24 protein-coding genes are annotated in these 21,862 nt (G+C 70.3%); 15 read left to right on the top strand and 9 right to left on the bottom strand.

From position 1 onward, the window contains the following. Window positions 1-49 precede the first annotated feature (49 nt). Together DES41_RS33840 and DES41_RS33845 are read left to right on the top strand one after the other, a co-directional pair. A complete protein-coding gene (locus DES41_RS33840) occupies window positions 50-991 on the top strand; it encodes a LysR family transcriptional regulator (protein ID WP_114472022.1) in 942 nt (313 codons plus the stop codon). Further along, a complete protein-coding gene (locus tag DES41_RS33845; protein WP_114472023.1) occupies window positions 988-1,953 on the top strand; it encodes a tripartite tricarboxylate transporter substrate binding protein in 966 nt (321 codons plus the stop codon). Before DES41_RS33840 ends, DES41_RS33845 begins: the two co-directional genes overlap by 4 nt. Window positions 1,954-1,985: 32 nt before the next feature. On the opposite strand, the gene DES41_RS33850 is transcribed toward DES41_RS33845, so the two are convergent. The 3 genes from DES41_RS33850 to DES41_RS33860 form a co-directional block, all read right to left on the bottom strand. Further along, window positions 1,986-2,714 carry a sulfite exporter TauE/SafE family protein gene (locus tag DES41_RS33850; protein ID WP_114472024.1) on the bottom strand — a complete coding sequence of 243 codons (729 nt, stop codon included), beginning with the start codon at window positions 2,712-2,714 and terminating at the stop codon, window positions 1,986-1,988. Window positions 2,715-2,896: 182 nt separating this feature from the next. Next, window positions 2,897-4,087 (bottom strand): phospholipase effector Tle1 domain-containing protein, encoded by a 1,191-nt coding sequence (locus DES41_RS33855; protein WP_114472025.1) that lies wholly within the window; start codon window positions 4,085-4,087, stop codon window positions 2,897-2,899. Beyond that, window positions 4,084-5,511, bottom strand: coding sequence for an alpha/beta hydrolase family protein (locus tag DES41_RS33860; protein WP_114472026.1), 1,428 nt, complete (start codon window positions 5,509-5,511; stop codon window positions 4,084-4,086). The genes DES41_RS33855 and DES41_RS33860 overlap by 4 nt, the downstream gene beginning before the upstream one ends. Window positions 5,512-5,716: 205 nt before the next feature. On the opposite strand from DES41_RS33860, the gene DES41_RS33865 reads away from it, so the two are divergent. From DES41_RS33865 to DES41_RS33890, 6 genes are read left to right on the top strand one after another with little or no spacing between them, the layout of a single operon-like run. Continuing rightward, complete coding sequence (locus DES41_RS33865; protein ID WP_114472027.1) at window positions 5,717-6,070, top strand: hypothetical protein; 354 nt, start codon at window positions 5,717-5,719, stop codon at window positions 6,068-6,070. 19 nt (window positions 6,071-6,089) lie between these two features. After that, on the top strand, window positions 6,090-7,052 hold the full coding sequence (locus tag DES41_RS33870; RefSeq protein ID WP_114472028.1) for a sulfonate ABC transporter substrate-binding protein: 963 nt from the start codon (window positions 6,090-6,092) through the stop codon (window positions 7,050-7,052). A gap of 6 nt (window positions 7,053-7,058) precedes the next feature. Beyond that, the gene (ssuD, locus tag DES41_RS33875; protein ID WP_114472029.1) at window positions 7,059-8,246 is read left to right on the top strand and encodes an FMNH2-dependent alkanesulfonate monooxygenase; all 1,188 of its coding nucleotides are present in this window, start codon (window positions 7,059-7,061) and stop codon (window positions 8,244-8,246) included. Between the two features lie 10 nt (window positions 8,247-8,256). Continuing rightward, on the top strand, window positions 8,257-9,120 hold the full coding sequence (gene ssuC, locus DES41_RS33880; RefSeq protein WP_114472030.1) for an aliphatic sulfonate ABC transporter permease SsuC: 864 nt from the start codon (window positions 8,257-8,259) through the stop codon (window positions 9,118-9,120). After that, complete coding sequence (locus DES41_RS33885; RefSeq protein ID WP_114472031.1) at window positions 9,117-9,905, top strand: ATP-binding cassette domain-containing protein; 789 nt, start codon at window positions 9,117-9,119, stop codon at window positions 9,903-9,905. Before ssuC ends, DES41_RS33885 begins: the two co-directional genes overlap by 4 nt. Window positions 9,906-9,932: 27 nt before the next feature. Beyond that, complete coding sequence (locus DES41_RS33890; RefSeq protein ID WP_056670856.1) at window positions 9,933-10,148, top strand: TOBE domain-containing protein; 216 nt, start codon at window positions 9,933-9,935, stop codon at window positions 10,146-10,148. On the opposite strand, the gene DES41_RS33895 is transcribed toward DES41_RS33890, so the two are convergent. After that, the gene (locus tag DES41_RS33895) at window positions 10,114-10,488 is read right to left on the bottom strand and encodes a HepT-like ribonuclease domain-containing protein (protein WP_114472032.1); all 375 of its coding nucleotides are present in this window, start codon (window positions 10,486-10,488) and stop codon (window positions 10,114-10,116) included. The genes DES41_RS33890 and DES41_RS33895 overlap by 35 nt on opposite strands. After that, entirely contained in the window at window positions 10,457-10,786 is a 330-nt protein-coding gene (locus tag DES41_RS33900) for a nucleotidyltransferase family protein (RefSeq protein ID WP_114472071.1), read from the bottom strand. Before DES41_RS33900 ends, DES41_RS33895 begins: the two co-directional genes overlap by 32 nt. Window positions 10,787-10,852: 66 nt before the next feature. Between DES41_RS33900 and DES41_RS33905 the strand changes: the two genes are divergently transcribed. The 4 genes from DES41_RS33905 to DES41_RS33920 all read left to right on the top strand — a co-directional run bounded on the left by DES41_RS33905 (window position 10,853) and on the right by DES41_RS33920 (window position 15,306). Further along, window positions 10,853-11,737, top strand: coding sequence for a MurR/RpiR family transcriptional regulator (locus DES41_RS33905; protein WP_114472033.1), 885 nt, complete (start codon window positions 10,853-10,855; stop codon window positions 11,735-11,737). Window positions 11,738-11,920: 183 nt separating this feature from the next. Beyond that, the gene (locus DES41_RS33910) at window positions 11,921-12,766 is read left to right on the top strand and encodes a nidogen-like domain-containing protein (protein WP_114472034.1); all 846 of its coding nucleotides are present in this window, start codon (window positions 11,921-11,923) and stop codon (window positions 12,764-12,766) included. A gap of 414 nt (window positions 12,767-13,180) precedes the next feature. Beyond that, window positions 13,181-14,629 (top strand): MFS transporter, encoded by a 1,449-nt coding sequence (locus tag DES41_RS33915; protein ID WP_114472035.1) that lies wholly within the window; start codon window positions 13,181-13,183, stop codon window positions 14,627-14,629. Window positions 14,630-14,640: 11 nt separating this feature from the next. Then, a complete protein-coding gene (locus tag DES41_RS33920; protein WP_245966002.1) occupies window positions 14,641-15,306 on the top strand; it encodes an aspartate/glutamate racemase family protein in 666 nt (221 codons plus the stop codon). A 5-nt stretch (window positions 15,307-15,311) separates the two neighbouring features. Here the strand turns inward: DES41_RS33920 and DES41_RS33925 are convergent, their stop codons facing one another. From DES41_RS33925 to DES41_RS33940, 4 genes are all read right to left on the bottom strand, one after another. Then, window positions 15,312-16,019, bottom strand: a complete 708-nt coding sequence (locus DES41_RS33925) for an anti-sigma factor (RefSeq protein WP_114472037.1) — start codon at window positions 16,017-16,019, stop codon at window positions 15,312-15,314. Beyond that, complete coding sequence (locus tag DES41_RS33930) at window positions 16,016-16,552, bottom strand: sigma-70 family RNA polymerase sigma factor (RefSeq protein ID WP_114472038.1); 537 nt, start codon at window positions 16,550-16,552, stop codon at window positions 16,016-16,018. The genes DES41_RS33925 and DES41_RS33930 overlap by 4 nt, the downstream gene beginning before the upstream one ends. Window positions 16,553-16,597: 45 nt before the next feature. Beyond that, entirely contained in the window at window positions 16,598-18,250 is a 1,653-nt protein-coding gene (locus DES41_RS33935; RefSeq protein ID WP_245966003.1) for a DUF4394 domain-containing protein, read from the bottom strand. Between the two features lie 113 nt (window positions 18,251-18,363). Next, window positions 18,364-19,326, bottom strand: a complete 963-nt coding sequence (locus tag DES41_RS33940; RefSeq protein WP_114472039.1) for a DMT family transporter — start codon at window positions 19,324-19,326, stop codon at window positions 18,364-18,366. A 265-nt stretch (window positions 19,327-19,591) separates the two neighbouring features. Between DES41_RS33940 and soxC the strand changes: the two genes are divergently transcribed. The 3 genes from soxC (at window position 19,592) to DES41_RS33955 (ending at window position 21,811) form a co-directional block, all read left to right on the top strand. Next, entirely contained in the window at window positions 19,592-20,842 is a 1,251-nt protein-coding gene (soxC, locus tag DES41_RS33945; RefSeq protein ID WP_114472073.1) for a sulfite dehydrogenase, read from the top strand. Then, window positions 20,829-21,377: a c-type cytochrome gene (locus DES41_RS33950; RefSeq protein ID WP_114472040.1), complete on the top strand. Its 549-nt coding sequence runs from the start codon at window positions 20,829-20,831 to the stop codon at window positions 21,375-21,377. Before soxC ends, DES41_RS33950 begins: the two co-directional genes overlap by 14 nt. 80 nt (window positions 21,378-21,457) lie before the next feature. Next, complete coding sequence (locus tag DES41_RS33955; RefSeq protein ID WP_114472041.1) at window positions 21,458-21,811, top strand: thioredoxin family protein; 354 nt, start codon at window positions 21,458-21,460, stop codon at window positions 21,809-21,811. Window positions 21,812-21,862 lie beyond the last annotated feature (51 nt).

Here is a 21,862-nt window from a genome sequence, read left to right on the forward strand (position 1 = left end):
GACGTAAGCCCCGATCCGGCGCACGGGCCCTGCTGCCTATAGTCAGCGCATGCGATTGCACGGACTGGACCTGAACCTGCTGCTGGCGCTGGATGCATTGCTCCAGACCGAGCGCGTCACCGCTGCGGCAGAGCGCCTGCACGTGACCCAGTCGACCATGAGCGGATCACTGGCCCGGCTGCGCGAGCACTTCAACGATCCACTGCTGGTGCCGGCAGGGCGCGTGCTGATGCTCACGCCCCTGGGCCAGGTGCTGCGCACGCCAGTCCGCGCCTTGCTGCAGCAGGTCGAGGAGACGGTATCGCTGCGGCCCACCTTCGAGCCGCTGCGCGACCGGCGGCGCTTCGTGCTGTGCGCATCGCACATGACGCTGCTGGTGCTGGGTGCACCCCTGGTGCAGCACCTGCGCAAGGCGGCGCCTGGCGTCACGCTCGAGTGGATGGAAACCTCGCCGGACCGCATCGGCGACCATCTGCGGCGCGGCGACATCGACCTGGCGTTTGCAGGCGAACCGTTCGCCAGCCCCGCGTTCCCGAGCGTCCCCGTCATCGAGGATGAGTACGTCTGCATCGCCTGGAAAGGCAACCGCCGTGTGGCGCGCGGCCTGAGCCGGCGCACCTACCAGGCCCTGGGCCACGTGGGCACGCGCTACGGCCCGCAGGGCCTGCCGGGCGGCGAGCAGCATGCGGTGGACAGGCTGCAGATCGTGCGCCGTGTGGAGGTGGTCTGCGCGAGCCCGGCGATGCTGGCGGCGTTCGTCGTCGGCACCGACCGGATCGCGACCGTGGCCTCCAAGCTGGCGCGGCGCCAGGCCGAGGAACTGCCCCTGCAGATCCTCCCCACGCCGTGGCGCCTGTCGCCGGTGCGCATGCTGATGCAGTGGAGCCAGCACCGTGAGGGCGACGGCGGGCTGGACTGGATGCGCCAGACCGTGCGCAGCGTGGCCGCGCGCTGCGGCTGCCTCGTGCCGCCCGCCGGAGCGCCCGCATGAGGCGGCGCACGGCCTGCATGGGCGCGGCCTGCCTGGTGCTGCGGCCGGCGGCGGCGCTGGCGGCCGTCGAGGCGGCCACGCCGTGGGTCCAGCTGGTGGTGCCGGCGGCGGCCGGCGGTGCTTCCTACAAGCTGGCCCACGCGCTCGCGTCGGCGTGGCCCACCTATGCCGGGCAGGCCATGGTCGCGCTCGAGCGGCCCGGTGGCGCGGGTGCGATTGCGCTGCAGACCATCGCGCAGGGTCCGACCAATGGCTCCATGCTGCTGCTCGGCAACACCGGCACCCAGGTGGTGCGGCCGGCGATCCGCCAGTCGCCCGATCCGGACCGGCTCGTTCCCGTTGCCAAGCTGGCTTCCACCGCCGCGGTGCTGATGGCATCGGCCAGCGTGCCCGCGGCGCAGCTTGCCGATGTGCTCGCATTGGCGCGCGCCAGGCCGGGTGCCCTGGCCTATGGCTCCACCGGCGAGGCAAGCCTGCCGCACCTGGTGATGGAGGCAGTGTGCGCGCAGGCTGGCGTCTCCTTGCTGCATGTGCCGTACAAGTCCGTCGCGGCCTCGTTGCCCGATCTGGTGGCCGGGCGTCTGCACCTGAACCTGGTCAACGTCGGCACGGCCCTCACGCTGCAGCGCGAGGGGCGCGTGCGGCCGCTTGCGGTCAGCTCGGCATCGCGGTTGCCGTCCCTGCCCGCGGTCCCGACGTTGCGGGAGGCCGGCATGCCCGGCGTGGACATCGAGAACTGGCACGGCCTGTTCGTCCACCGGCGCGTGCCGGCCGTGCGCCTGCGCGCGCTGGTGGCGGCCGCGGCCAGCGTGGTGATGGATCCGGACTTCAGGACGGCGCTGGGGCGTGAGCACCTGACGGTCGACAGCGATCCGGCACCGGGCGGACTGCAAGACCTGATCCGCACCGGGGCCGGGCAGGTCGAGCGGCTGATCTCCACCAGGAAGCTGAAGCTGGGCTGACCGCCGGGCAACAACGGGGCAGGCCGGTCGGCTCAGCGCCAGGCCGCCGCCAGCAGCGCCAGCCCCGAGAGCAGCAGCAGCGCGTCCAGCAGGCGCTGGAACAGCGTCCCCGGCAGGCGCAGCACGAAGGCCTTGCCGGCGAAGGTGCCGGCCATCAGCGCCGCGCCCACGATGAGGCCCTTGGCCAGCACCTCCGGGGGCAGGCCGCCGAGCTGCGCGAAGGCCAGCGACTTGGCCACGTACAGCAGCAGTGCGCTGGCGGCTTCCGTGCCGATGAAGGCGCCCTTGACCAGGCCGTAGGCCGAGAAGGCCGGCACGCTGAGCGGCCCGGTCGACAGCACCAGCCCGGTCAGGTAGCCGATGAAGGCACCGGCCACGGCCAGCTGCCACAGCTGCAGGCGCCACTGGCGCTGCTGCAGCCAGTGGCGCAGCGGCACCACGAGCAGGAAGAACAGGCCTAGCGCGATGTCGACGGCGTGCGCGGGCATGGCCCACAGCGTGCGCGCGCCGAGCGCTGCGGCCGGCGCGCCCGGCAGCGCGTAGGCGCAGACGGCCCGCCAATCCACCAGGCGCCACCAGGCCAGCACGCGTGCCGCATTGCCGACGACGGCGGCCACCGCCATGACGGGAACCGCCTGCTTGGGCCCGAAGGCGTGGACCAGCACCGGCAGCAGCATCACCGACGAGCCCGTGCCGATCACCCCGCTGACCGCACCCGCGAGCAGCCCCACCAGCAGCACCGCTGCGTAGCCTTCCAGCATCCTGTGCGCCTCCCTTGCCGGCGATTGTGGCGCGCGGGCGCCGGCAGCTTGCCCCCAGGTCCTGTGGACAACACTGTGAAGAACGGCTGGGCAGTGGGCGCAGGCCCAGCAACGGCGCGGCCTGCACACGGATTGCCCAATCGCTGGGCAGTGGCCCGCCGCCGGCCGGCGTTGGCGTGGCGCTAACGAGCGCCGACGTTGTCGCAGCGGGGCGGGTTGGGGCTGTCCACCACCCGCCCCTTGACCAGGAGAGGCGCGCTGGCGGCGCTTCTGTAGGCCAGTGCGGACGGGTGGAGCGTGGCACCGTCGGGCACCGCGCGGTCGATGCATTCGCTCAACGCATTGCCCGGTGCATCGGCCATGGACCAATGGGCCGGCTGCGCGGGCGCCGCGCCGGGGAAGTCCGCGATCGCTGCGCTCAGGTGCGGGCGCAGCAGCCCGACCATCCAGTTCAGCGCAGCGAGGTGCATCGTCGACACGGCATAGCCGCCCCCGACGTCCGAGTGCGCGCCCGCGAACCACTGTTCGTCGGTGCGGGTGAGGTGGCCCGCCACCGGCTGGCACAGGGCGATGGGGGCGAACTTGCTGCGCTTTTCGTCCAGCGCCACGGCGTGGGCGATGTGCCTGATCAGCGGATACGAACCCACCTTGTACCGGTCGCCTTCGCGGCCGTCGGCCACCTCGCGGCAGTCCTTGTAGTCCTTGAAGGACGAGCCCGGCACCGTGTCCCACAGGCCCAGGAATTCGACGGGCGCCACGACGTTGGACATGCCCAGCCTGGACGCGACGACGCCGAGCAGGGGCGGCGTCTCGGGATGCGCCTGCATCGGGGCGCTGGTGGCGATGTCGTCGTACTGCTTGGTGAGTTCCAGAACCCTGTTGCCGCGGGTGCGCAACTGCGATGCGCTGTACTGGCCGGCGTTGCCGATCAGGCCCGCATAGGCGATGAGTCCGGCCAGCGCGCGCGCCTGGTGCGCGCCGCGGCTGAATCCGAAGATGAAGATCCGGTCGCCAGGGCGGTAGGTGCTGGACAGATAGGCGTAGCCCCGCAGGATCCGCGCCTCCATGCCCACACCCCAGGCGGCGCCCAGCAGCGGCGTCTCTGCGGAGCCGACGCCTTCGATGTAGATGGCGTGCCGCCCGGCGCGGCTGACCGCTTCGTACAGCCGCCACACGTTCGTGGCGCTCGAGGGGTCGTTGCGCGTGCCGTCCAGGAACACGAAGATGTCCCGCGGCGCGGCCGCATCCTCGGTGTCCGGTGTGCTGATCTTCTCCTGGACGGGTGGCAAGGCGCCGCAGCCTGCAGACAGGGCCATCGACAGCGCGAGGCACACGGCGCCGAGAAGCTTCATCGGGGAATGGACCGTGCTCATGGCTGAACTCCTGCAAGTTGGGAAGGCTGGGGGTGGCGCGCCGATGCGGCCAGGCCGCAGACCAGCGGCCCCATCTCATGCTGGCGCAGCGAATTGCCCACCTGGTAGTTGACCGCGTCGCAGGCCACCACCGGGCCGGTGCCGGCGGACCACATGGCACCGCGCGCACAGGGGAACAAGCCCGTCAGGATCTCCCCGCGTTCGTACAGCAGGAAGATGGCCGCATCGGTGTGCCCGGGCTCGGCCAGGCGGGCGATGTGCTTGCGCAGCGGTGCCGCCGTCGGGCGGGGATCTGCGTCGATGGTCCTGGGGCCGGCCTCTTCCGACGCCTTGTCCAGCCGGCGCAGCATCTCAGCGTTGTACGCGCCCTCGCTGTCGTCGCGGTTCGGATGGGCGGGCGCCCGGAGGTTGACCGGACGCCCGCTGTTGACGTTGGCCCGCTCGGAGACGGGAATGGTCGAGGCGCCATTGACCGGTGAGGGATTGAAGCCCACCACGCGGGTGATCTGCGGGTTGGTCAGGTAGGCGTACTGCGCCAGGCCGCCGCCCAGCGAATGGCCGACGGCGGTGATGAGGACCTTGTCGTCCGGCTTGCCGAGGATCCTGGCCTTGAGCCTGTGGGTGAAGACGATCTGCTGGATGATGTCCTCGGTCGACTTGCGCGCCTGCAGATAGTGGTCGTAGATGAACGGCGTCACGATCGAGACGCCACGCAGGTTCGACAGCCAGCCGCCCGAGCCGGCGGTTCCACGGAAGACGATGGCGTACTCCGTGATGGGTGCATCCTTTTCCGTCAGCCGAGTCCGGTACCAGACGTCGATCTTCAGATGCGGCACGAAGACGGCCCAACTCCTGGCGCGGGCGTACTTCTGCAGCTCCGGCACATACCGCCATTGCATCTCGGGCGCTGGGGCGTACAGCGCGGGCGCCACATCCTTCAGGCCGCAGTCGCGGCCGGCCTGTCGGCTCCGCGGCTCGGTGTTGCCTCCATGCCGGCGCCGTGCCTCCGCGCAGCCCATGGTCTGGATGTCCTGCACCAGCGAGGCGAGGTCTTCCTCCTGGTGCAGCAGCTCGACCGAGGTCGGGTCCGCGTCCCGGCAGCCGTCCGAGATGGCCTTCAGATAGCCCGCCAGCAGGTTGGCGGCATAGGCGTCCGTCCCGAAGTTCTTGATCTTCTCGGCCACCTCGGCATCCTGGGCGATCAGCGGGGAACTCAGCGAGCGCACCACCTGCATCTGCAGCTCCATCTCCGAGGTGTAGACATCGGCCGCGAGCACCGCGTACTGGAGATAGAAGGCGGCGGTCGCCTGTTCCTCGGCGGTGGCAGGCCGGCTCTGCGGCGCGGGCGGCGGCGCGGTGTCCATGCTGGCGCAGGCACCGAGCAGCAGGGTGATTCCCAGAAGCACTGCGTTGGCGTGTTGCATTGCGACTCCCCAGGCCCCGGCCGATGTGCGGGGCGGCGGGTGGATGCTAGGACGGGGTGGGGCCGCCGCACATCCCCCATTCACGTGACGGCGCGTCGCATGGCGTGCTTGCTCGGAAAACGCATAAGCACGCACACATTGATTCGTTCTCATGAGGGACCGGGCTTCGGACACTGGCGGCACCAACCCTGCCGGAGACCCGTCCATGCTGCCCCAAGCCGCTGCGCCTGCCCAAGCGCCGACCCCTGAAGCCCCGTTCTGGCGCAGCGCACTGCGCCATTTCGGCGCGGCCCTGCTGGCCGTGGCCGCCATCGCGCTGGCCGTGGGCCTGCTGTCCATGCCCGTCAAGGCCCAGGCGCGTGCCGAGCGCATCGCGACGCTGCAGGGCCTGCCCGCAGAAGGGGGCGAACCCGCACTGCGCCGCGACGGGATCAACGCCCAGCCCATCGCCCGTGGCTGGGCGGCCGGTCCGCAGGGGATCGCCGACAGCTTGCACGCGCCCGAGCCGGCTCGCCAGCCCTTCCGGGTGGGCCAGGCCGCGGCGTTCGCCCAGGATTGATTGTTCAGAGACACAAGACATGACCACCACCATCTCCCTTCCGCGCCGCCGCCTGGTGCAGGCCACGGCCGCCGCCATCGCCTTGCCAACCTTCGGCGCCTTCGCGCGGGCACCGCAGCGCAGCCTGCGCATCGGCCACCAGAAGGGCGTGCTCAGCGTTCTCAAGGGCCGCGGCACGCTGGACAAGCGGCTGGCGCCGCTCGGCTTGGCCGTCCAGTGGACCGAGTTCACGGCCGGCCCGGTGCAGCTGGAAGCGCTCAACGTCGGCTCCATCGACTTCGGCGACGTGGGCGAAGCGCCGCCCATCTTCGCCCAGGCCGCCGGCGCGCCGCTGGCCTACGTGGCCGCCACCGTGCACCGGCCGGCGTCCGAGGCCGTGCTGGTGCCGGCGCAGTCGGCCATCAAGAGCGTGGCCGATCTCAAGGGCAAGAAGATCGCGCTGAACAAGGGCAGCAACGTCCACTACTTCATCGTCAAGCTGTTCGAAAAGCACGGCCTGGCGTACAGCGACCTGAACCTGGTCTTCCTGGCGCCGGCCGATGCGCGCGCGGCCTTCGAGAAGGGCTCGATCGACGCCTGGGTGATCTGGGACCCGTTCCTCGCTGCCGCCGAGAAGACACTGGGTGGGCGCGTGCTGGCCGATGCGCAGGGCGTGGTGGGCAACCGTGCCTACTACTTCTCCTCGCTGGACTACGCGGCCAGGAACGCCGACGTGCTGGCCGCCGTGGTCGCGGAGATCGACGCGCTGGACCGCTGGGCGGAGGCCAACAACAACGCCTTCGCGGGCGAACTGGCCGCGCTGCTGGGCCTGCCCAAGCCGGTGCTGGAGCTGTCCGTCGGCCGCAGCCGCTACGGCACCACGCCGATCACGCGCGCCATCCTCGCCGAGCAGCAGCAGATCGCCGACACCTTCTACGGACTCAAGCTCATCCCCAAGCCCATCAAGGTGCTCGAGGCCGCAGCGCCCGGCATCGCCGCCTGATCGACCATGCAAGTCTTCTGGTTCCTCCCCACCCACGGCGACAGCCGCTACCTCGGCACCGCCGAGGGCGCGCGCCAGGTCGATCTGTCCTATCTGCAGCAGGTGGCCGGTGCGGCCGACCGCCTGGGCTACGAGGGCGTGCTGATCCCCACGGGCCGCTCGTGCGAAGACCCCTGGGTGATCGCATCCAGCCTGGTCGGCGCGACGCAGCGCCTGAAGTTCCTCGTCGCCGTGCGGCCCGGCCTGCATCAGCCGGCCCTGGCCGCGCGCATGGCCGCGACCTTCGACCGGCTCTCGGGCGGGCGCCTGCTGGTCAACCTCGTCACCGGTGGCGACCAGGGCGAACTGGAGGGCGATGGCGTGTTCCAGGACCACGCATCGCGCTACGCGCAGTCGGCCGAGTTCATCCGCATCTGGCGCGAGATCCTGGCGCGCAGCCATGGCACGGAAAGCTACGACTTCGCGGGCAAGCACCTGAGCGTCAAGGGCGCGCGGCTGCTGTACCCGCCGGTGCAGAAGCCGCACCCGCCGGTGTGGTTCGGGGGCTCCTCTGCGGCCGCGCAAGACCTGGCGGCCGAGCAGGTCGAGGCCTACCTGACCTGGGGCGAGCCGCCGGCCGACGTGGCCGCCAAGATCGATGCGGTACGCACGCGCGCCGTCCGGCAGGGCCGCCAGCTCCAGTTCGGCATCCGCCTGCACGTGATCGTGCGCGAGACCGAGGACGAAGCCTGGCGCGCGGCCGACGCGCTGATCAGCCGGCTCGATGACGCCACCGTGGACCGCGCCCAGGCGGTGTTCGCCAAGATGGATTCCGTGGGCCAGCAGCGCATGGCCGCGCTGCACGCGCAGGCGCGCGCCAAGGGCGGTGCCTCCAGCCGATCGCGCGCAGCGCTGGAGATCAGCCCCAACCTGTGGGCCGGCATCGGCCTGGTGCGCGGCGGTGCGGGCACCGCCCTGGTGGGCAGCCCCGCGACCGTGGCCGCGCGCATGCAGGAGTACGCCGACCTGGGCATCGACACCTTCATCCTCTCGGGCTATCCGCACCTGGAGGAGGCCTACCGCTTCGCCGAACTGGTGTTCCCGCTGCTGCCGCTCCGGCTGCGCGAGCGCCTGTCCGGCGGCAACGTGACGGGGCCATTCGGCGAGGTCGTGGCCAACCTGGATGCGCCGGTGCGGCTCGCGTCCCAGAGCTAGGGAACGGCACATGAGCACCCTGATTTCCGAGATCCGCGAGCCGCAAGTCACCCCGGTTCCCGACGTGGCCGATGCGCCCGACCGCACCGAGGCACCGGCCTGGCTGGCCGTCTTCGCGCGCCAGTTGCTGCCCTGGCTCGTGCCCGTGGCACTGGTGGTGGCCTGGCAGGCCGCCTCCAGCCTGGGCTGGCTGTCCACGCGCGTGCTGCCCGCGCCCATCGACGTGGTCACGGCCGCCTGGACGCTGACCGCCTCGGGCGAACTCTGGACCCATGTGAAGGTGAGTGCCGGCCGCGCGCTGGCGGGACTGGCCATCGGCGGCGGCCTGGGCCTGCTGCTCGGCCTGCTGACGGGCTCGGTCAAGTTCTTCGAGACCCTGCTCGACTCCACCATCCAGATGGTGCGCAACATCCCCGCGCTGGCGCTGATCCCGCTCGTGATCCTGTGGTTCGGCATCGACGAGACGGCCAAGCTGTTCCTGATCGCGGTGTCGGTGTTCTTCCCGATCTACCTGAACACCTTCCACGGCATCCGCAACGTCGACCCGCAGCTGATCGAGATGGGCCGCACCTACGGGCTGTCGCGCTGGCAGCTCTACAGGGAGGTGATCCTGCCCGGCGCGGTCTCGTCCATCCTCGTCGGCCTGCGCTTCTCGCTGGGCCTGATGTGGGTGATCCTGATCGTGGCCGAGACCATTTCGGCCCAGGCCGGCATCGGCTACCTGACCATGAACGCCCGCGAGTTCCTGCAGACCGACGTGGTGCTGGTCGGCATCCTCCTCTACGCGCTGCTCGGCAAGCTGGCCGACCTGCTGGCGCGCGCCCTCGAGCACTGGTGGCTGCGCTGGCACCCGGGATACGGGAGCGCCACATGAGCGAAGGCGGCGGCGTGCGCCTGCAGGCGCGCAATCTCAGCAAGCGCTACGGCGCGCGCACCGTGCTGCAGCACACGCAGCTGGACATCGCGCCGGGCGAGTTCATCGCCATCGTCGGCCGCAGCGGCTGCGGCAAGAGCACCTTGCTGCGCCTTGTTGCCGGCCTTGAGGCGGCGAGCGGCGGCAGCCTGCAGGTCGACGGCCAGGCCATAGCCGGCCTGAACCCGCAGACCCGCATCATGTTCCAGGAGGCGCGCTTGCTGCCCTGGAAACGCGTGCTGGGCAACGTGCTGCTGTGCCTGCCCGAAGCGGCCCGCCCGCGTGGCGAGGAGGTGCTGGCCCAGGTCGGTCTGGCCGAGCGTGCACGCGAATGGCCGGCCCGCCTGTCCGGCGGCCAGCGCCAGCGCGTGGCCTTGGCGCGCGCGCTGGTGCACCGCCCGCAACTGCTGCTGCTCGACGAGCCGCTGGGCGCGCTGGACGCGCTCACGCGCATCGAGATGCACCGCCTCATCGAAGGCCTGTGGCAGCGCCACCGCTTCACCGCGCTCTTGGTCACGCACGACGTGCAGGAGGCCGTGGCCCTTGCCGACCGCGTGGTGCTGATCGAAGACGGCCGCATCGCGCTGGACCAGCGCATCGACTTGGCGCGCCCACGCTCGCAGGGCGACGCGGCCTTCGCGGCCATCGAGAAACGCATCCTCGACCGCGTGCTGCAAAAGCCCGGCATCGAGCAACCCGAACCCGACCGCCTGCACCCCGCGCATGCCCTGCGCTGGGCGGTCTGATCCTTCACCACCACAGGGAGTTAGTCCATGAGCATCCAAGCCATCAACGTGCGCAACCAGTTCCGCGGCAAGGTCAAGGAGATCATCCGCGGCGACGTCGTCTCCGAGGTCGATGTCGAAACGCCCTGGGGCATCGTCACCTCCGTCATCACCACGCGCTCGGTCGACGAGCTCGCGCTCAAGCCGGGCTCGGATGTGGTCGCGCTGGTCAAGTCGACGGAGGTGTCGATCGCGAAGCTGTGATGCGGGCGGTCAGCAGACGCGCCAGGTCGGATTGCAACGCATCCAGATCGTCCACCACGGTGGCGTAGAGGACTTCGTCGTCCACGGCGTCGTAGCCGTGGATCACGCGGTTGCGCAAGGCGATGGCGAGTTTCAGGTCGGTGATGGCGCCGGCGGTGTCTGGCTCCAGCTTGGCCAGGCGTGAGCATGCCTCTCCGAGAATCTCCAGCTGGCGTTCGACGGCCGAGCGCCGCATCTTGTCGGCCAGGTAGCCCTGCAGCGAGATCCCTGCGACGAACTCCTGCGCTGCGGCAATGGCGCCGAGCGCATCAACCAGTAGCTTGGGAAGCCTGTCGGTCATAGACCACGGTCCGGCTGCGGTTGACCGCTTCCAGGAAATACGGGTTCCGGATGTAGCGTGGGTTCACCAGGTCCACCGGGCGTCCCAGCAATGCCTCCAATGCATCGGCCAGTTCGGTCCAGCGGCGTGCCAGCGAGCCAGGCGCCTGCGCATCCAGTTCCACGAGGAAGTCGTAGTCGCTGGTGGTCGGCTGGAAATCGGGTGTGGTCGCCGAACCGAAGAGTTCCAGGTGCGCCACGCCGTATCGCTTGCACAGGGCAGCGATTTCGGGGAGTCGGCGGGCAAGCGACGCATGCATCGAAAACATTATGGGTCAGGCATCGATGGGCCTGTCGATCGCCTTGGCTTAGCATCGCCAGCGCCCATGCCTGCCAACGACGACCCTTCCGGCTCCTTCCTCGCGCGCATCCGCGAGCTGCTGGACCAGCTGCCGCCGACCGAGCAGCGGCTGGGCCGCTTCATCCTCGACTTCCCGGGTGAACTGGCCAGCTACAGCGCTTCCGAACTGGCTGGACTGGTGGGGGTGTCCAATGCGAGCGTCACGCGCTTCGTGCAGCGGCTGGGCTATGCCAGCTACGAGGAGGCACGCCGCCACGCACGCGACCAGCGCTCGGCCGGCTCGCCGCTGTACCTGTCTCCGCGCACCGCCGGGGCGCCGGGTGCGGGGCCCGCCGCCCATGTGCAGGCCGCGCACGACAACATCGCCGCCACCCTGCGCGGCATCGACGATGCACAGCTCGATGCGATCGCCCAGGCCATGGTGCAGGCGCGCGCGGTCTGGTTCCTGGGCTTTCGCAACAACCGCAGCTTTGCCGCCTACCTGCGCTGGCAGCTGGCCCAGGTGCTGCCGCGCACCCAGGTGCTGCCGGGCCCGGGCGAGACGCTGGCCGAGTACGCCGTGGACATCGCCGCGGGCGATGTGCTCGTGGTGTTCGCGCTGCGCCGCAGCCCGGCCGTGGCGGCGGCCTTCGCCCAGCGTGCTGCGCAGGCGGGCGCACAGGTCGTCTTGGTGACCGAGCCCTCGTCGGCGGACGGCGCGGGTGCGCGCTGGGTCTTGCGCTGCCACACGGCCGCGCCCGGTGCGCTGGACAGCCATGTGGCGTTGATGCTGCTGTGCGAGCTGCTCGCCACGCGCACGCTCGAGGCAGCCGGCGCGGCAGGCCGCCAGCGGCTGGCCAGCGTGGAGGCCGCGCACGCGGCACTGGGCCAGCTGCGCGCTGCGCCAAGAGGCGACGCCGCCGACCTCTGACGCCTTTCCGACGGCGCGTCGGAATACCTGACAACCCTTCATGCGGCGCGCATGATTTGTCACGCTTTTCTCCGAAATTTTCTTGTTGTGTCAAGGACTTGGGTCATTTGGCACAGATGCTGCTCTAAAAGCCTCGTTCGAATCTCGAACTTGGTCCATTTCCTCAACTATTCGGAGATCTCCATGCTGTCTTTCAAGCAAGCGGCTACCGTGCTGGCGCTCGCCAGCGCCGTGGTGGCGCCTGCCGCTTCCGCTGCCGTCGTCACGCTTCCGACCTCGGCGCTGAGCGCATCCAGCGGCGTCTACACGCCCAATGGCTACTACACCAACAATTTCGGCCAGGTGGCTGTCATGACCGGCGGCGGCGCCACGCCCAACATCGGTGGGGCCGACGGCCGCAACGATGACGGCTACATGGCCCTGAACCTGGGGTTCAGCTTCAGCTTCTTCGGCCAGACCTACACCAGCCTGTTCCTGAACAACAACGGCAACGTGAGCTTTGGCAGCGGGATCTCGGCGTACAACCCGGAAGGTCCCACGGGCGCCAATGCCCCCATCATCTCGACCTACTTCGGCGACGTGGACACCACCAACGCCGCGTCGGGCGTGATGCGCTACAGCCTGAGCGCCAACCAGCTGGTCGTGACCTGGGACCAGGTCGGCTACTTCGATGGCAAGGCCGACCTGTTCAACAGCTTTCAGCTGGTGCTGCGCAGCAACGACTACGTGCTGCCGGAAGGCGAAGGCCAGATCGGCTTCTTCTACGGCAACATGGACTGGGAGCAGACCGACACCAGCCGGACCGCTGCCGTCGGCTTCGGCGACGGGCAGGGCAATGCCGTGGTGATCGCCGGCTCCAACACGCCGGGCATGAACGACGTGGTCGACAACCAGTACATCTGGTTCGACCCGAACCTGCGCCCGGTGGAGCCGCAGGAGCCTGGCGAAGTCCCCGAGCCGGCCTCGCTCGCCCTGGTCGGCCTGGCGCTGGCCGGCCTGGCTGCCAACCGCCGCCGCAAGAAGGCCTGAGCGCCTCCAAGCCCCGGCCCAGGCGCGTGCCTGGACGGGGCCGGTAGCCGCACCTGCGGCTGCCCAATGTGCACGCCTGGCAGCCGCCCGCCGCGGCTGGCGCGCCGCACAGCCTGGGGCTCAGCGCCGGCCCCAGCGCCTCCGTGGCCCGAGCGAGCCACCCCGTTGCCGATAGCAACGGCGCCCCTGCAGCCCTGAACAGACTCGGCATCCAGCGAGCGAGCAGCAGGGCGCGACGGCGTCTACCGCTGTCACCGGCTCCGCGGGTTTGTCCGGATGTTTGTGAAAACCGTATTTCACAAACAATCTGGTCTGAAAAATGCTTTTCAGTCCCAGTGCCCGATGCCGGGCACCACACGGGTGCGGCCTTGGCGGCTGCCAGTCGTTCATCACAGGCAAACGGAGGTTCTCACCATGGCCGGAGAAGCAATGGTCTCGGCGTCAAAGCCCCAGACGGCGCAGATGCACCAACTCGAATCTGCGCTCGAGCAGATCGGGGTCACGCGCTCGCACAAAAGCATCATCTTCCTCGTGGTCTGCGGCGTGCTGTTCGACGTGTTCGAGCAGAACGCCGTGGGCCTGGTCGGTCCGCTGTTGCGCCAGCACTGGGGGCTGGACGCGACCGACATCGGTTTCCTCAACACCATCACCTTCATCGCCGCCGCCATCGGCCGGCTGGGATCGGGCTACTTCGCCGACCGCAAGGGCCGGCGCTTCATGCTCAACGTGAACCTGGGCCTGTTCACCTTCGGCGCCATCCTGTGCGCGCTGTCGCCCAACTACGCGGTGCTGGCGGTGGGCCGCTTCATCGTGGGCCTGGGCCTGGGTGGCGAGATCACCACGGCTGTGACCATGCTGGCTGAGTTCTGCTCGTCCAAGTTCCGCGGCACCGCGGTGGGTCTCATCAACGTGGGCGGCGGCGGGCTGGGCAATATGCTGGCGCCGGCGTTCGCGCTGGGCGTGTTCGCACTGTTCCCGGGCGAGAACGCTTGGCGCTGGCTGTTCGGCTGCCTGGTGCTGCCGGCCGTGTTCATCGTGTTCTATCGGCGCTTCGTGCCCGAGACGCCGCGCTACCTGCTGTCGCAGGGCCGCGTGCAGGAGGCCAACCACGTGCTGTCGATGCTGGCCTCGGGCAAGCTCGCCAATGCGCAGTTCCCGCACCGTGACTGGATCACCGCCGACGCCGAGACGACCGCAGAGCCGGTGCGCAAGACGCGCCTGGCCGACATCTTCAGCGGCGGCTACGCGCGGCGCACCATCGCTGTCGGCATCGCCTCGTGGATGACCTTCGGTGCCCAGTTGTCGGTGCTGACCTTGATGCCGACCATCCTGGTGGCGCAGGGCTATTCGATCACCAAGAGCTTCGCCTTCACCATCGTGATGCAGAGCGGCAGTCTGCTGGGGGCCATCGCGGCGTCGGTGCTGGGCTACAGGTTCCCGCGCAAGCGCGTGCTGACGGTCGGCGCCATCTCGGCATGCCTGGCGGGCCTGGCCTTCGGCAACCTGACCAACAGCGTGGCCATGGTGCTGGTCTGCGGCGCGCTGTTCCAGTTCTGCGTGCTGACACTGAACACCTCGATCTGGATTTTTGCGCCCGAGCTGTACCCCACGCGCATGCGTGGCCTGGGCACGTCCTTCCTTCTCGCGCTGGGCACGGTGGGCGGCGCGCTGTCGCAACTGCTGGCCGGCAGGATGTTCGACCTCTACGGCGTCGCGGGCATGTTCGGGATGATCGCGACGATGTACGCCATCTTCGGGGTGGCCGTGCAGTTCGCGCCCGAGACCTTTGGCAAGTCCATCGAGGACGAGGCCGAGGCCGGTGAACCGGCCGCGGTGCTGCAGCCGGCACAGGCCACACGGTGATGGGTGCGGACATGCGCCCCACTGTGTTGCTGGTCAATCCGAACACCTCCACCGCCACCACCGACATGATGCTGGCGCTGGCGCGCGCAGCGCTGCCGCCGGGGCTGGCCCTGCGCAGCGCCACGGCGGCACGCGGCGCGCCCATGATCACGAGCGATGCCGAACTCGCCACGGCCGTGGACGAGGTGCTGGCCATCGGCGTGCGCGAGGCTGCCGGCGTGGCGGCCATCGTGGTGGCGGCCTTCGGCGACCCGGCGGTCGCTGCGCTGCGCACGCGCGTGCAGGTGCCGGTGGTCGGCATCGGCGAAGCCTCGATGCGCGAGGCGGCGGCGCAGGGGCGGCGCTTCGGCGTGGCCACCACCACGCCGGGGCTGGCCGTTTCCATCGCCCAGGCCGTAACACGGCTGGGGCTCGCGGCGCAGTTCAGCGGCACGCGCATTCCGCAGGACGATCCACTTCGGCTGGCCGCCGACCCTGGTCTGCAGGACCAGCTGCTCGGCGAGGCCGTGCGCGCCTGCATCGAGGCCGATGGCGCCCAGGCGGTGGTGATCGGCGGTGGTCCGCTGGCAGAAAGTGCCGAGCGCCTGGCCGGGCGCTTCGGCGTGCCGGTGATCTCGCCGGTGGCGGCAGCGATGCGCCGGGTGGCGGCGCTGCTCGAAGGCGCGCAGCCCGCGTAGGGCGTTCAGAGCCGGACGGAGCGCCCGACGAACAGGATGGGCCCGGTCGGCAGGCCGGTCGGCGAGCCGCCTTGCGGCTCCAGCGTGAGTTCGAACAGCTGCTGCTCGCCCACGCCGGGCGAGCGGGCCACGGGCAGTTCCAGCCGCGCATTGGGATTCACGAGGCCCAGCGATGTCGGCCGGTCCGCGCCCTGCGGCTTGGTCCAGAACTGCAGTGATTTGTCGGCCGGCACCACGGTGCCCGCGTCGATGGGCACCAGGCGGATGCGCTCGCCCGCAGTCGTCTCGACCACCCAGCCGGTGCGCTGCGTCTCTGGTGCCTGCAGCAGCGTGATGTAGCGCACCTGGGTCTCGGCCGGCCGCAGCACCAGCACGGCGGCCAGCGCCACCGAGGCCGCCATCGAGAGCAGGGCGGTGGCGCGCCAGCGGCGCTGGCTGCGCCACAGCGCGTCGTTGGCGGCGGGCGTGGCGGTGTCGATGGACGCCGGCGCAATGCGCGCCGCGATGCCAGGCCACAAGCCCTCGCGCGGCGTCTCGGGGCCCGTGCGCATCGCCAGCGGCAGCAGCCGGTCCTGCCAGGTGTAGACCTCGGCGCGCAGGCCGGCGTCGTCTTGCAGCAGGCGTTCGAATTCGGCGCGCGTGGGCGCGTCCAGCGTGCCCAGCACGTACTCGGCTGCGGCCACGCTGCGGTCGTTGGCGTCTTGCAGGTTCATGACAGGCAGTCCCGCAGCGAGAGCAGGCCGCGGCGGATCCACGACTTGACCGAACCCAGCGGCGCAGCCAGCCGCGCCGCGATCTGCTCGTGCGTGAGGCCCTCGACGAAGGCACTCACGATGCAGTCGCGCTTGGGGGCGTCCAGCGCATCGAGGCAGCGGCTCAGCGCATCGGCGTCGCTGGCCACGGCCTCGGGTGCGGCCTCAGTGCTGAGTTGCTCCAGCAGGTCGCCGGCCGGCAGCTCGCGCTGCGCGCGCCGGCTTTCGTCCAGCGCCTTGTGGCGCACCACGGTGTAGACCCAGCCGCGGGCCGAGCCCAGCGCGCGGTCGAAGGTCGATGCACGCTGCCAGATCTGCACGAAGGCATCTTGCAGCACGTCGTGCGCCGCGTCGCGGTCGCGCACGATGCGCTGCGCCACGCCCAGCAGCCAGCGCGACTCGCGGGTGTACAGCGCTTGCAGGGCGGCGGCGTCGCCACGGGCACAGGCTTCCACGGTGGATTCGTAGTCGAAGTCGGTGGGCTGGGAGGGCATGGGCGCGCCATTCTAGGAATGGCCGATGCGCCCAGCCGATTTCCCTTAGAAGCGGAGCGCCAGGTCGACCAGGTTCGTCGGCCCGCCCGCACCGCCGATCAGCGAGCGGCTCGCATCGCCCGTGGTGTTGCGGTATAGCGCCGTGGCACCCGTGGCCAGCGTGACGGAGTACAGGGTGAACGGCCCCGTCGCCCCGTTGCGCAGCGCCGCCAATGCCGCACCGTTGCCGCCGCCTGCGATGTCGAAGCCAGCCGCGCCCGTCACGTCCAGGCCCAGCGCACCCACGTTGACCTGCGTGCCGTCGTTGGGCGGGTTCTGCAGCGTGAGCTGGTCGCTGGTTTCATCCAGGTTGTACAGCGCGGTGGCGGTGGTGCCCGCAAAGCTGTTGGTGTAGGCCGAAGCGATCACCGAAGCCGGCGTGCCGGCGCGGTTGATGGCGCCGTCCGTGATGGTGCGGCCGGCCGTCACCGTGGTGCCGTTGGTGGTGGCCGTCTCGACCACGATGCGCAGGTTTTGGCCGTCGCTGCCGATGGCGCGCATGCGGTCGGCCACGGGGTTGAAGTCCACCGTGTAGCGCGGTGCGGTGAGGCCGGCATACGGCGCCGTGGCGTCGGTCGGGTCGGCCATGAGCGTGGCGCGCAGCGTGGCCGCGCCATTGGCCGCGTCCACCGTGTAAAGCCGCCCGCCCGTGGCCAGCGCGTAGAGCATGCCGTCCCTGGGCCGGAAGTCGATGCCCAGCACCGTGTCGCCGGCCTGCAGGCCGGTGATCGGCATGGTGGCGGTGATGGTGTTGGGCGCCGCCGGGTCGAAGGCCAGCAGGCGGTTGTCCGCGCTGAGCGCCAGCGCCTGCAGCTTGGCCGGGCCGTTCAGTGCCAGGCCGCGCACGGCTTCGCCGCCGGCGATGGTGGCCACGCGCGTGGCGGCATTGCCGGTGGCGGCCAGGTCGATGGTGTACAGGGCCGTGCTGCCGCCCACGCGCAGCGCGGCATAGCCGGTGTTGGTGCGCGGGTCGATGTCGAAGCCGTTGGCCGTGTCGGCCACCACGCCCAGCGGCACGCCGGCGTTGACGACGCCGTCGTTCGGCGGGTCCTGCAGCACCAGGCGGCCGGCGGCGGCGTCGATGCCGAACAGCTGCGTGCCGACGGTGCCGGCGAATGAATTGGTGTAGGCCGCCGCGGTCACGAAGGTGGTGGCTGGGGTGATGCTGCCGTCGGTGGTGGCTTCGCCGGTGTCGACGTTGATGCGCAGTTTCAGGCCCGTGTCGCTGACCACACGCAGCCGGTCGGCCGCGGGGTTGAAGTCGACCGCGAACTGCGTGCCCGTGAGCGCCGTGTAGGGCGCGCTGTCGCCGGGCGCGGCGATCAGGGTGGACTTGCGCGTGGCCACGCCGGTGGATGGGTCCACGGTGTAGAGGTTGCCGCTGGTGCCCAGCGCATAAAGCGCACCGTCGGCCGGCCGCAGGTCGATGCCGACCAGCGCGTCGCCGCTGGCGAGGCCGGTCACGGCGACCGCGCCGACCTCGGTGGCCGGCGCTGCGCGGTTGAACGAGACGAGGCGCCCGGCGCTGGTCAGCACGATGGTGTCGCCGACCTGCACGCTGGCAGGGAGCGTGTCGTCGTCGTCACTGCCGCCGCAGGCGACGAGGCCGGCCGTGGCCAGGACGAGCAGGGAAGAGTGGATGGCGGTGCGCAAGATCATCGGGTGGCTCCTTGGGAATGGGGTGGCCCAGGCCTGGATGGCGTGGACTCCCCAGCACTACCGATGGGCGGCGCCCTTGGATGCAGTGCGGCCGAGAAAGTGGTTACAGCTTGTCAGCCGGCCTTGGGCTCGCGCGTCACCAGCCAGATGCCCGCGCAGACCAGCACCAGCGCGATGGCATTGCGCCACTCCAAAATGGTCTCGTGCAGGAACAGCGCCGACAGCAGCGCGCCGAACACCGGCACCATGAAGTTGAAGGCCGTGATCAGGCTCACCCGGTTGTGCTTGAGCAAGAGGCTCCAGATCGAGATCGCGAGCGAGGACAGCAGCACCATGTAGGCCAGCAGGGCGGTCGACGCCGGCGTGAAGCGCGTGAGCGTGCCGCCCAGCCCGTAGCCCAGCGCCAGCAGCGCCGCGCCGCCGATCGCCAGCTGCCAGCCCGTCATGACGATCGGGTCCACGCCCTGCGAGATGCGCTTGCCATAGATGCTGGCCGCGGCCAGCACGCCTGCGGCGATCACCACGAAACCTTCGCCCAGCAGCGTGAAGTCCAGCGCCAGCAGGCCGCCCAGGCCGGCCCCGAGATTCACCACCATCACGCCCGCGAAGCCCACCACGCAGCCGATCGCCTTGCCGTAGCTGAGCCGGTCGTTGGCGTAGATCCAGTGCGCCAGCAGCACGCTGAAGAAGGTGCCGGTGGCGTTCATGATCGAGCTCTTCACGCCCGTGGTGTGGGCCAGGCCGATGTAGAAGAACACGTACTGCAGCGTGGTCTGCACCAGGCCCAGCAGCGCGAACTGGCCCAGCGTGCGCGCCGGCCAGCCACCCACTCGCTTGCCGCTGGCCGCGGCCCAGGCCAGCAGCACCGCCCCGGCCAACGCGAAGCGCCAGCCCGCGAACACCAGCTTGGACGCGATGTCGTCGGTGGCGATGCCGAACAGCGCATAGCCGCCCTTGATGGCCGGATAGGAGCTGCCCCAGAGCAGGCAGCAGAACATGGCCAGCAGGAAGACGGTCTTGCGGTCGGTCAGCGCAGAAGGGCGGTCGTGGGGAACGGATGCGGGGGAGGCCGACATGGGTGGATGCGTGAACCAAAACGGTGCATTGTGCCTCGTTGTACGACAACGTGCAGGGCGCGTCGTTAGATGCGCCTACGGCGGATAGGTGTTGTCGGCTAGTTGTCTGATGACTTCGCCACAGCGGGGCCTTCCCTTCTTCGCATCCGCCGCGCCGCCACTGCCGCCAACGCTCTGCGCATAAGCAAACGCGATTTCGGTCGTTCGTTCTGGCCCCAGGCCTGCCCAGAATGCGCCGCTTCTCCCTGCGATGGATGCGCCAGACATGCCTATTTCCCGATCCGCGGCCACGCCGCGCCGCCGCTTCCTGCGGGCTTCGGCCGCGCTGGGCGCCGCCGCCTTGCCGGCCGCGCGCGCCACCGGCGCCGAACCCGCGCTGGAGGTGCCGGCCTGGACCCGCACACCTGGCGAGCCCGTGCTCTGGCATGCCTACGGCCAGCCCGATGCACACGAGGCCCATGTGGTGCGGCGCACGCGTGGCACGGCCGTGCTGCCCGGCGCGGCCTCGTCGTTGACGCCGCTGCAGAACCTGCACGGCATCATCACGCCGACCGGCCTGGTGTTCGAGCGCCACCACGCCGGCATCCCGCAGATCGACCCGGCACAGCACCGGCTGGTGGTGCACGGCCTGGTGCAGCGCCCGCTGATCCTCTCGATGGACGACCTGGTGCGCTTCCCGGCGGTCTCGCGCATCCACTTCCTCGAATGCTCGGGCAACACCGGCGTGGAGTGGCGTGGCGCCGCCAGCACCTCCATCCAGCAAAGCCACGGCCTGCTGTCGTGCTGCGAATGGACCGGCGTGCGCCTGTCGACCATCCTGCAGGAGGTGGGCGTGGACCCTGCGGCCGCCTGGGTGCTGGCCGAGGGCGCGGACGGCGCCGCCATGTCGCGCAGCATCCCGATCGCCAAGGCCTGGGAAGACGCGCTGCTGGTCTACGCCCAGAACGGCGAGATGCTGCGGCCTGAACACGGCTACCCGCTGCGGCTGTTCCTGCCGGGCTGGGAAGGCAACGCCAGCATCAAGTGGCTGCGGCGCCTGAAGCTGGGCGCCGCGCCCTTCATGACGCGCGAGGAAACCTCCAAATACACCGATTCGCTGCCCGACGGCAAGGCGCGCCAGTTCACGTTCACGATGGAGGCCAAGTCCGTCATCACCTACCCGGCCGTGGACCACCGGCTGCGCGGCAGGGGCTACTACGAGATCAGTGGCCTGGCCTGGACCGGGCAGGGCCGCGTCAAACGCGTGGACGTGTCGACCGACGGCGGCGCCAGCTGGCGCGAGGCGCGCCTGGAAGGCCCGGTGCTCGACCGTGCGCTGACCCGTTTCCGCGCTGACTGGCAGTGGGACGGCGGCCCCGCCGTGCTGCAGAGCCGCGTGACGGACGAGACCGGCTACGTGCAGCCGACCGGGCGCCAGCTGATCGCGCAACGCGGCTTGAACTCCCTGTACCACTACAACGCCATCCAGAGTTGGAAGGTCGCCACCGACGGGAGCATCGCCAATGCGCAAGTCTGAGCTCGTGCTGCTGGCCGGTGCGCTGTTCGCCGGTGCCACGCAGGCCCAGGTCTACGGCCTGGGCAAGCCCGGCAGCCCGGCTGCCATCGCCGCCTGGAACATCGATGTGGCGCCCGATGGCACGGGCCTGCCCCCGGGCAGCGGCTCCGTGGCCGCGGGCCAGGCGGTCTACGCCGCGCAATGCGCGGCCTGCCATGGCGCCAAGGGCGAGGGCAAGCCGGCCGATGCGCTGGTCGGCGGGCTGGGCACATTGGCAACAGGCAAGCCGGTCAAGACCATCGGCAGCTTCTGGCCCTACGCCACGACGGTGTTCGATTTCATCCGCCGCGCCATGCCCTACCAGGCGCCGCAGAGCCTGTCGGCCGACGAGGTCTACGCCGCCACCGCCTACCTGCTGCACCTGAACGGCATCGTCCCGGCCGACGCGGTGCTCGACGCCACCAGCCTGCCGCAGGTGCGCATGCCCAACCGCGACGGCTTCGTGGCCGATGCGCGGCCCGACACCGCCAGCAGGCCCTGCCTGCAATGCCGCTGAGCCGAGAAGGGACACCGGCAAGGGCCACCGGGGCAGTGCCGCCCGGCAGGCTGCCGGCGCCTTTGGCATGATGGCGCCCCATGCCAGCCACCGACCCCAGCCCGCGCTCCGCCGCACGCCATGTCTACTGCCTGTGTGCCGAATGGTGCGGCGTGTGCCGCGAGTGGCGCGCGCGCTTCGACGCACTCGCCGCGGCGCACCCGCAGGACCATTTCGTCTGGGTCGACGTGGATGCGCAGGAGGCCGTGCTGGATGTCATGGACATCGAGACCTTCCCGGTGCTGCTGATCGCGCAGGAGGGCGAGCCGCTGTTCTGCGGCCCGGTGCTGCCCACGGCGGGCGTGGCCGAGCGCTTGCTGCAGGGGCTGCAGCGGCCGGCCGCCGGCGTCGATCCGGTGGCGCAACAGCTGCTGGCGCTGCTGCAGCCGCGCTGATGCGGCCCAGAACAACCTGAGCAGCTTGCAGGCGCTCAGCGCCGAGACCCG

The organism is Pseudorhodoferax soli, from assembly GCF_003337555.1.
Lineage (GTDB): Bacteria > Pseudomonadota > Gammaproteobacteria > Burkholderiales > Burkholderiaceae_C > Pseudorhodoferax > Pseudorhodoferax soli.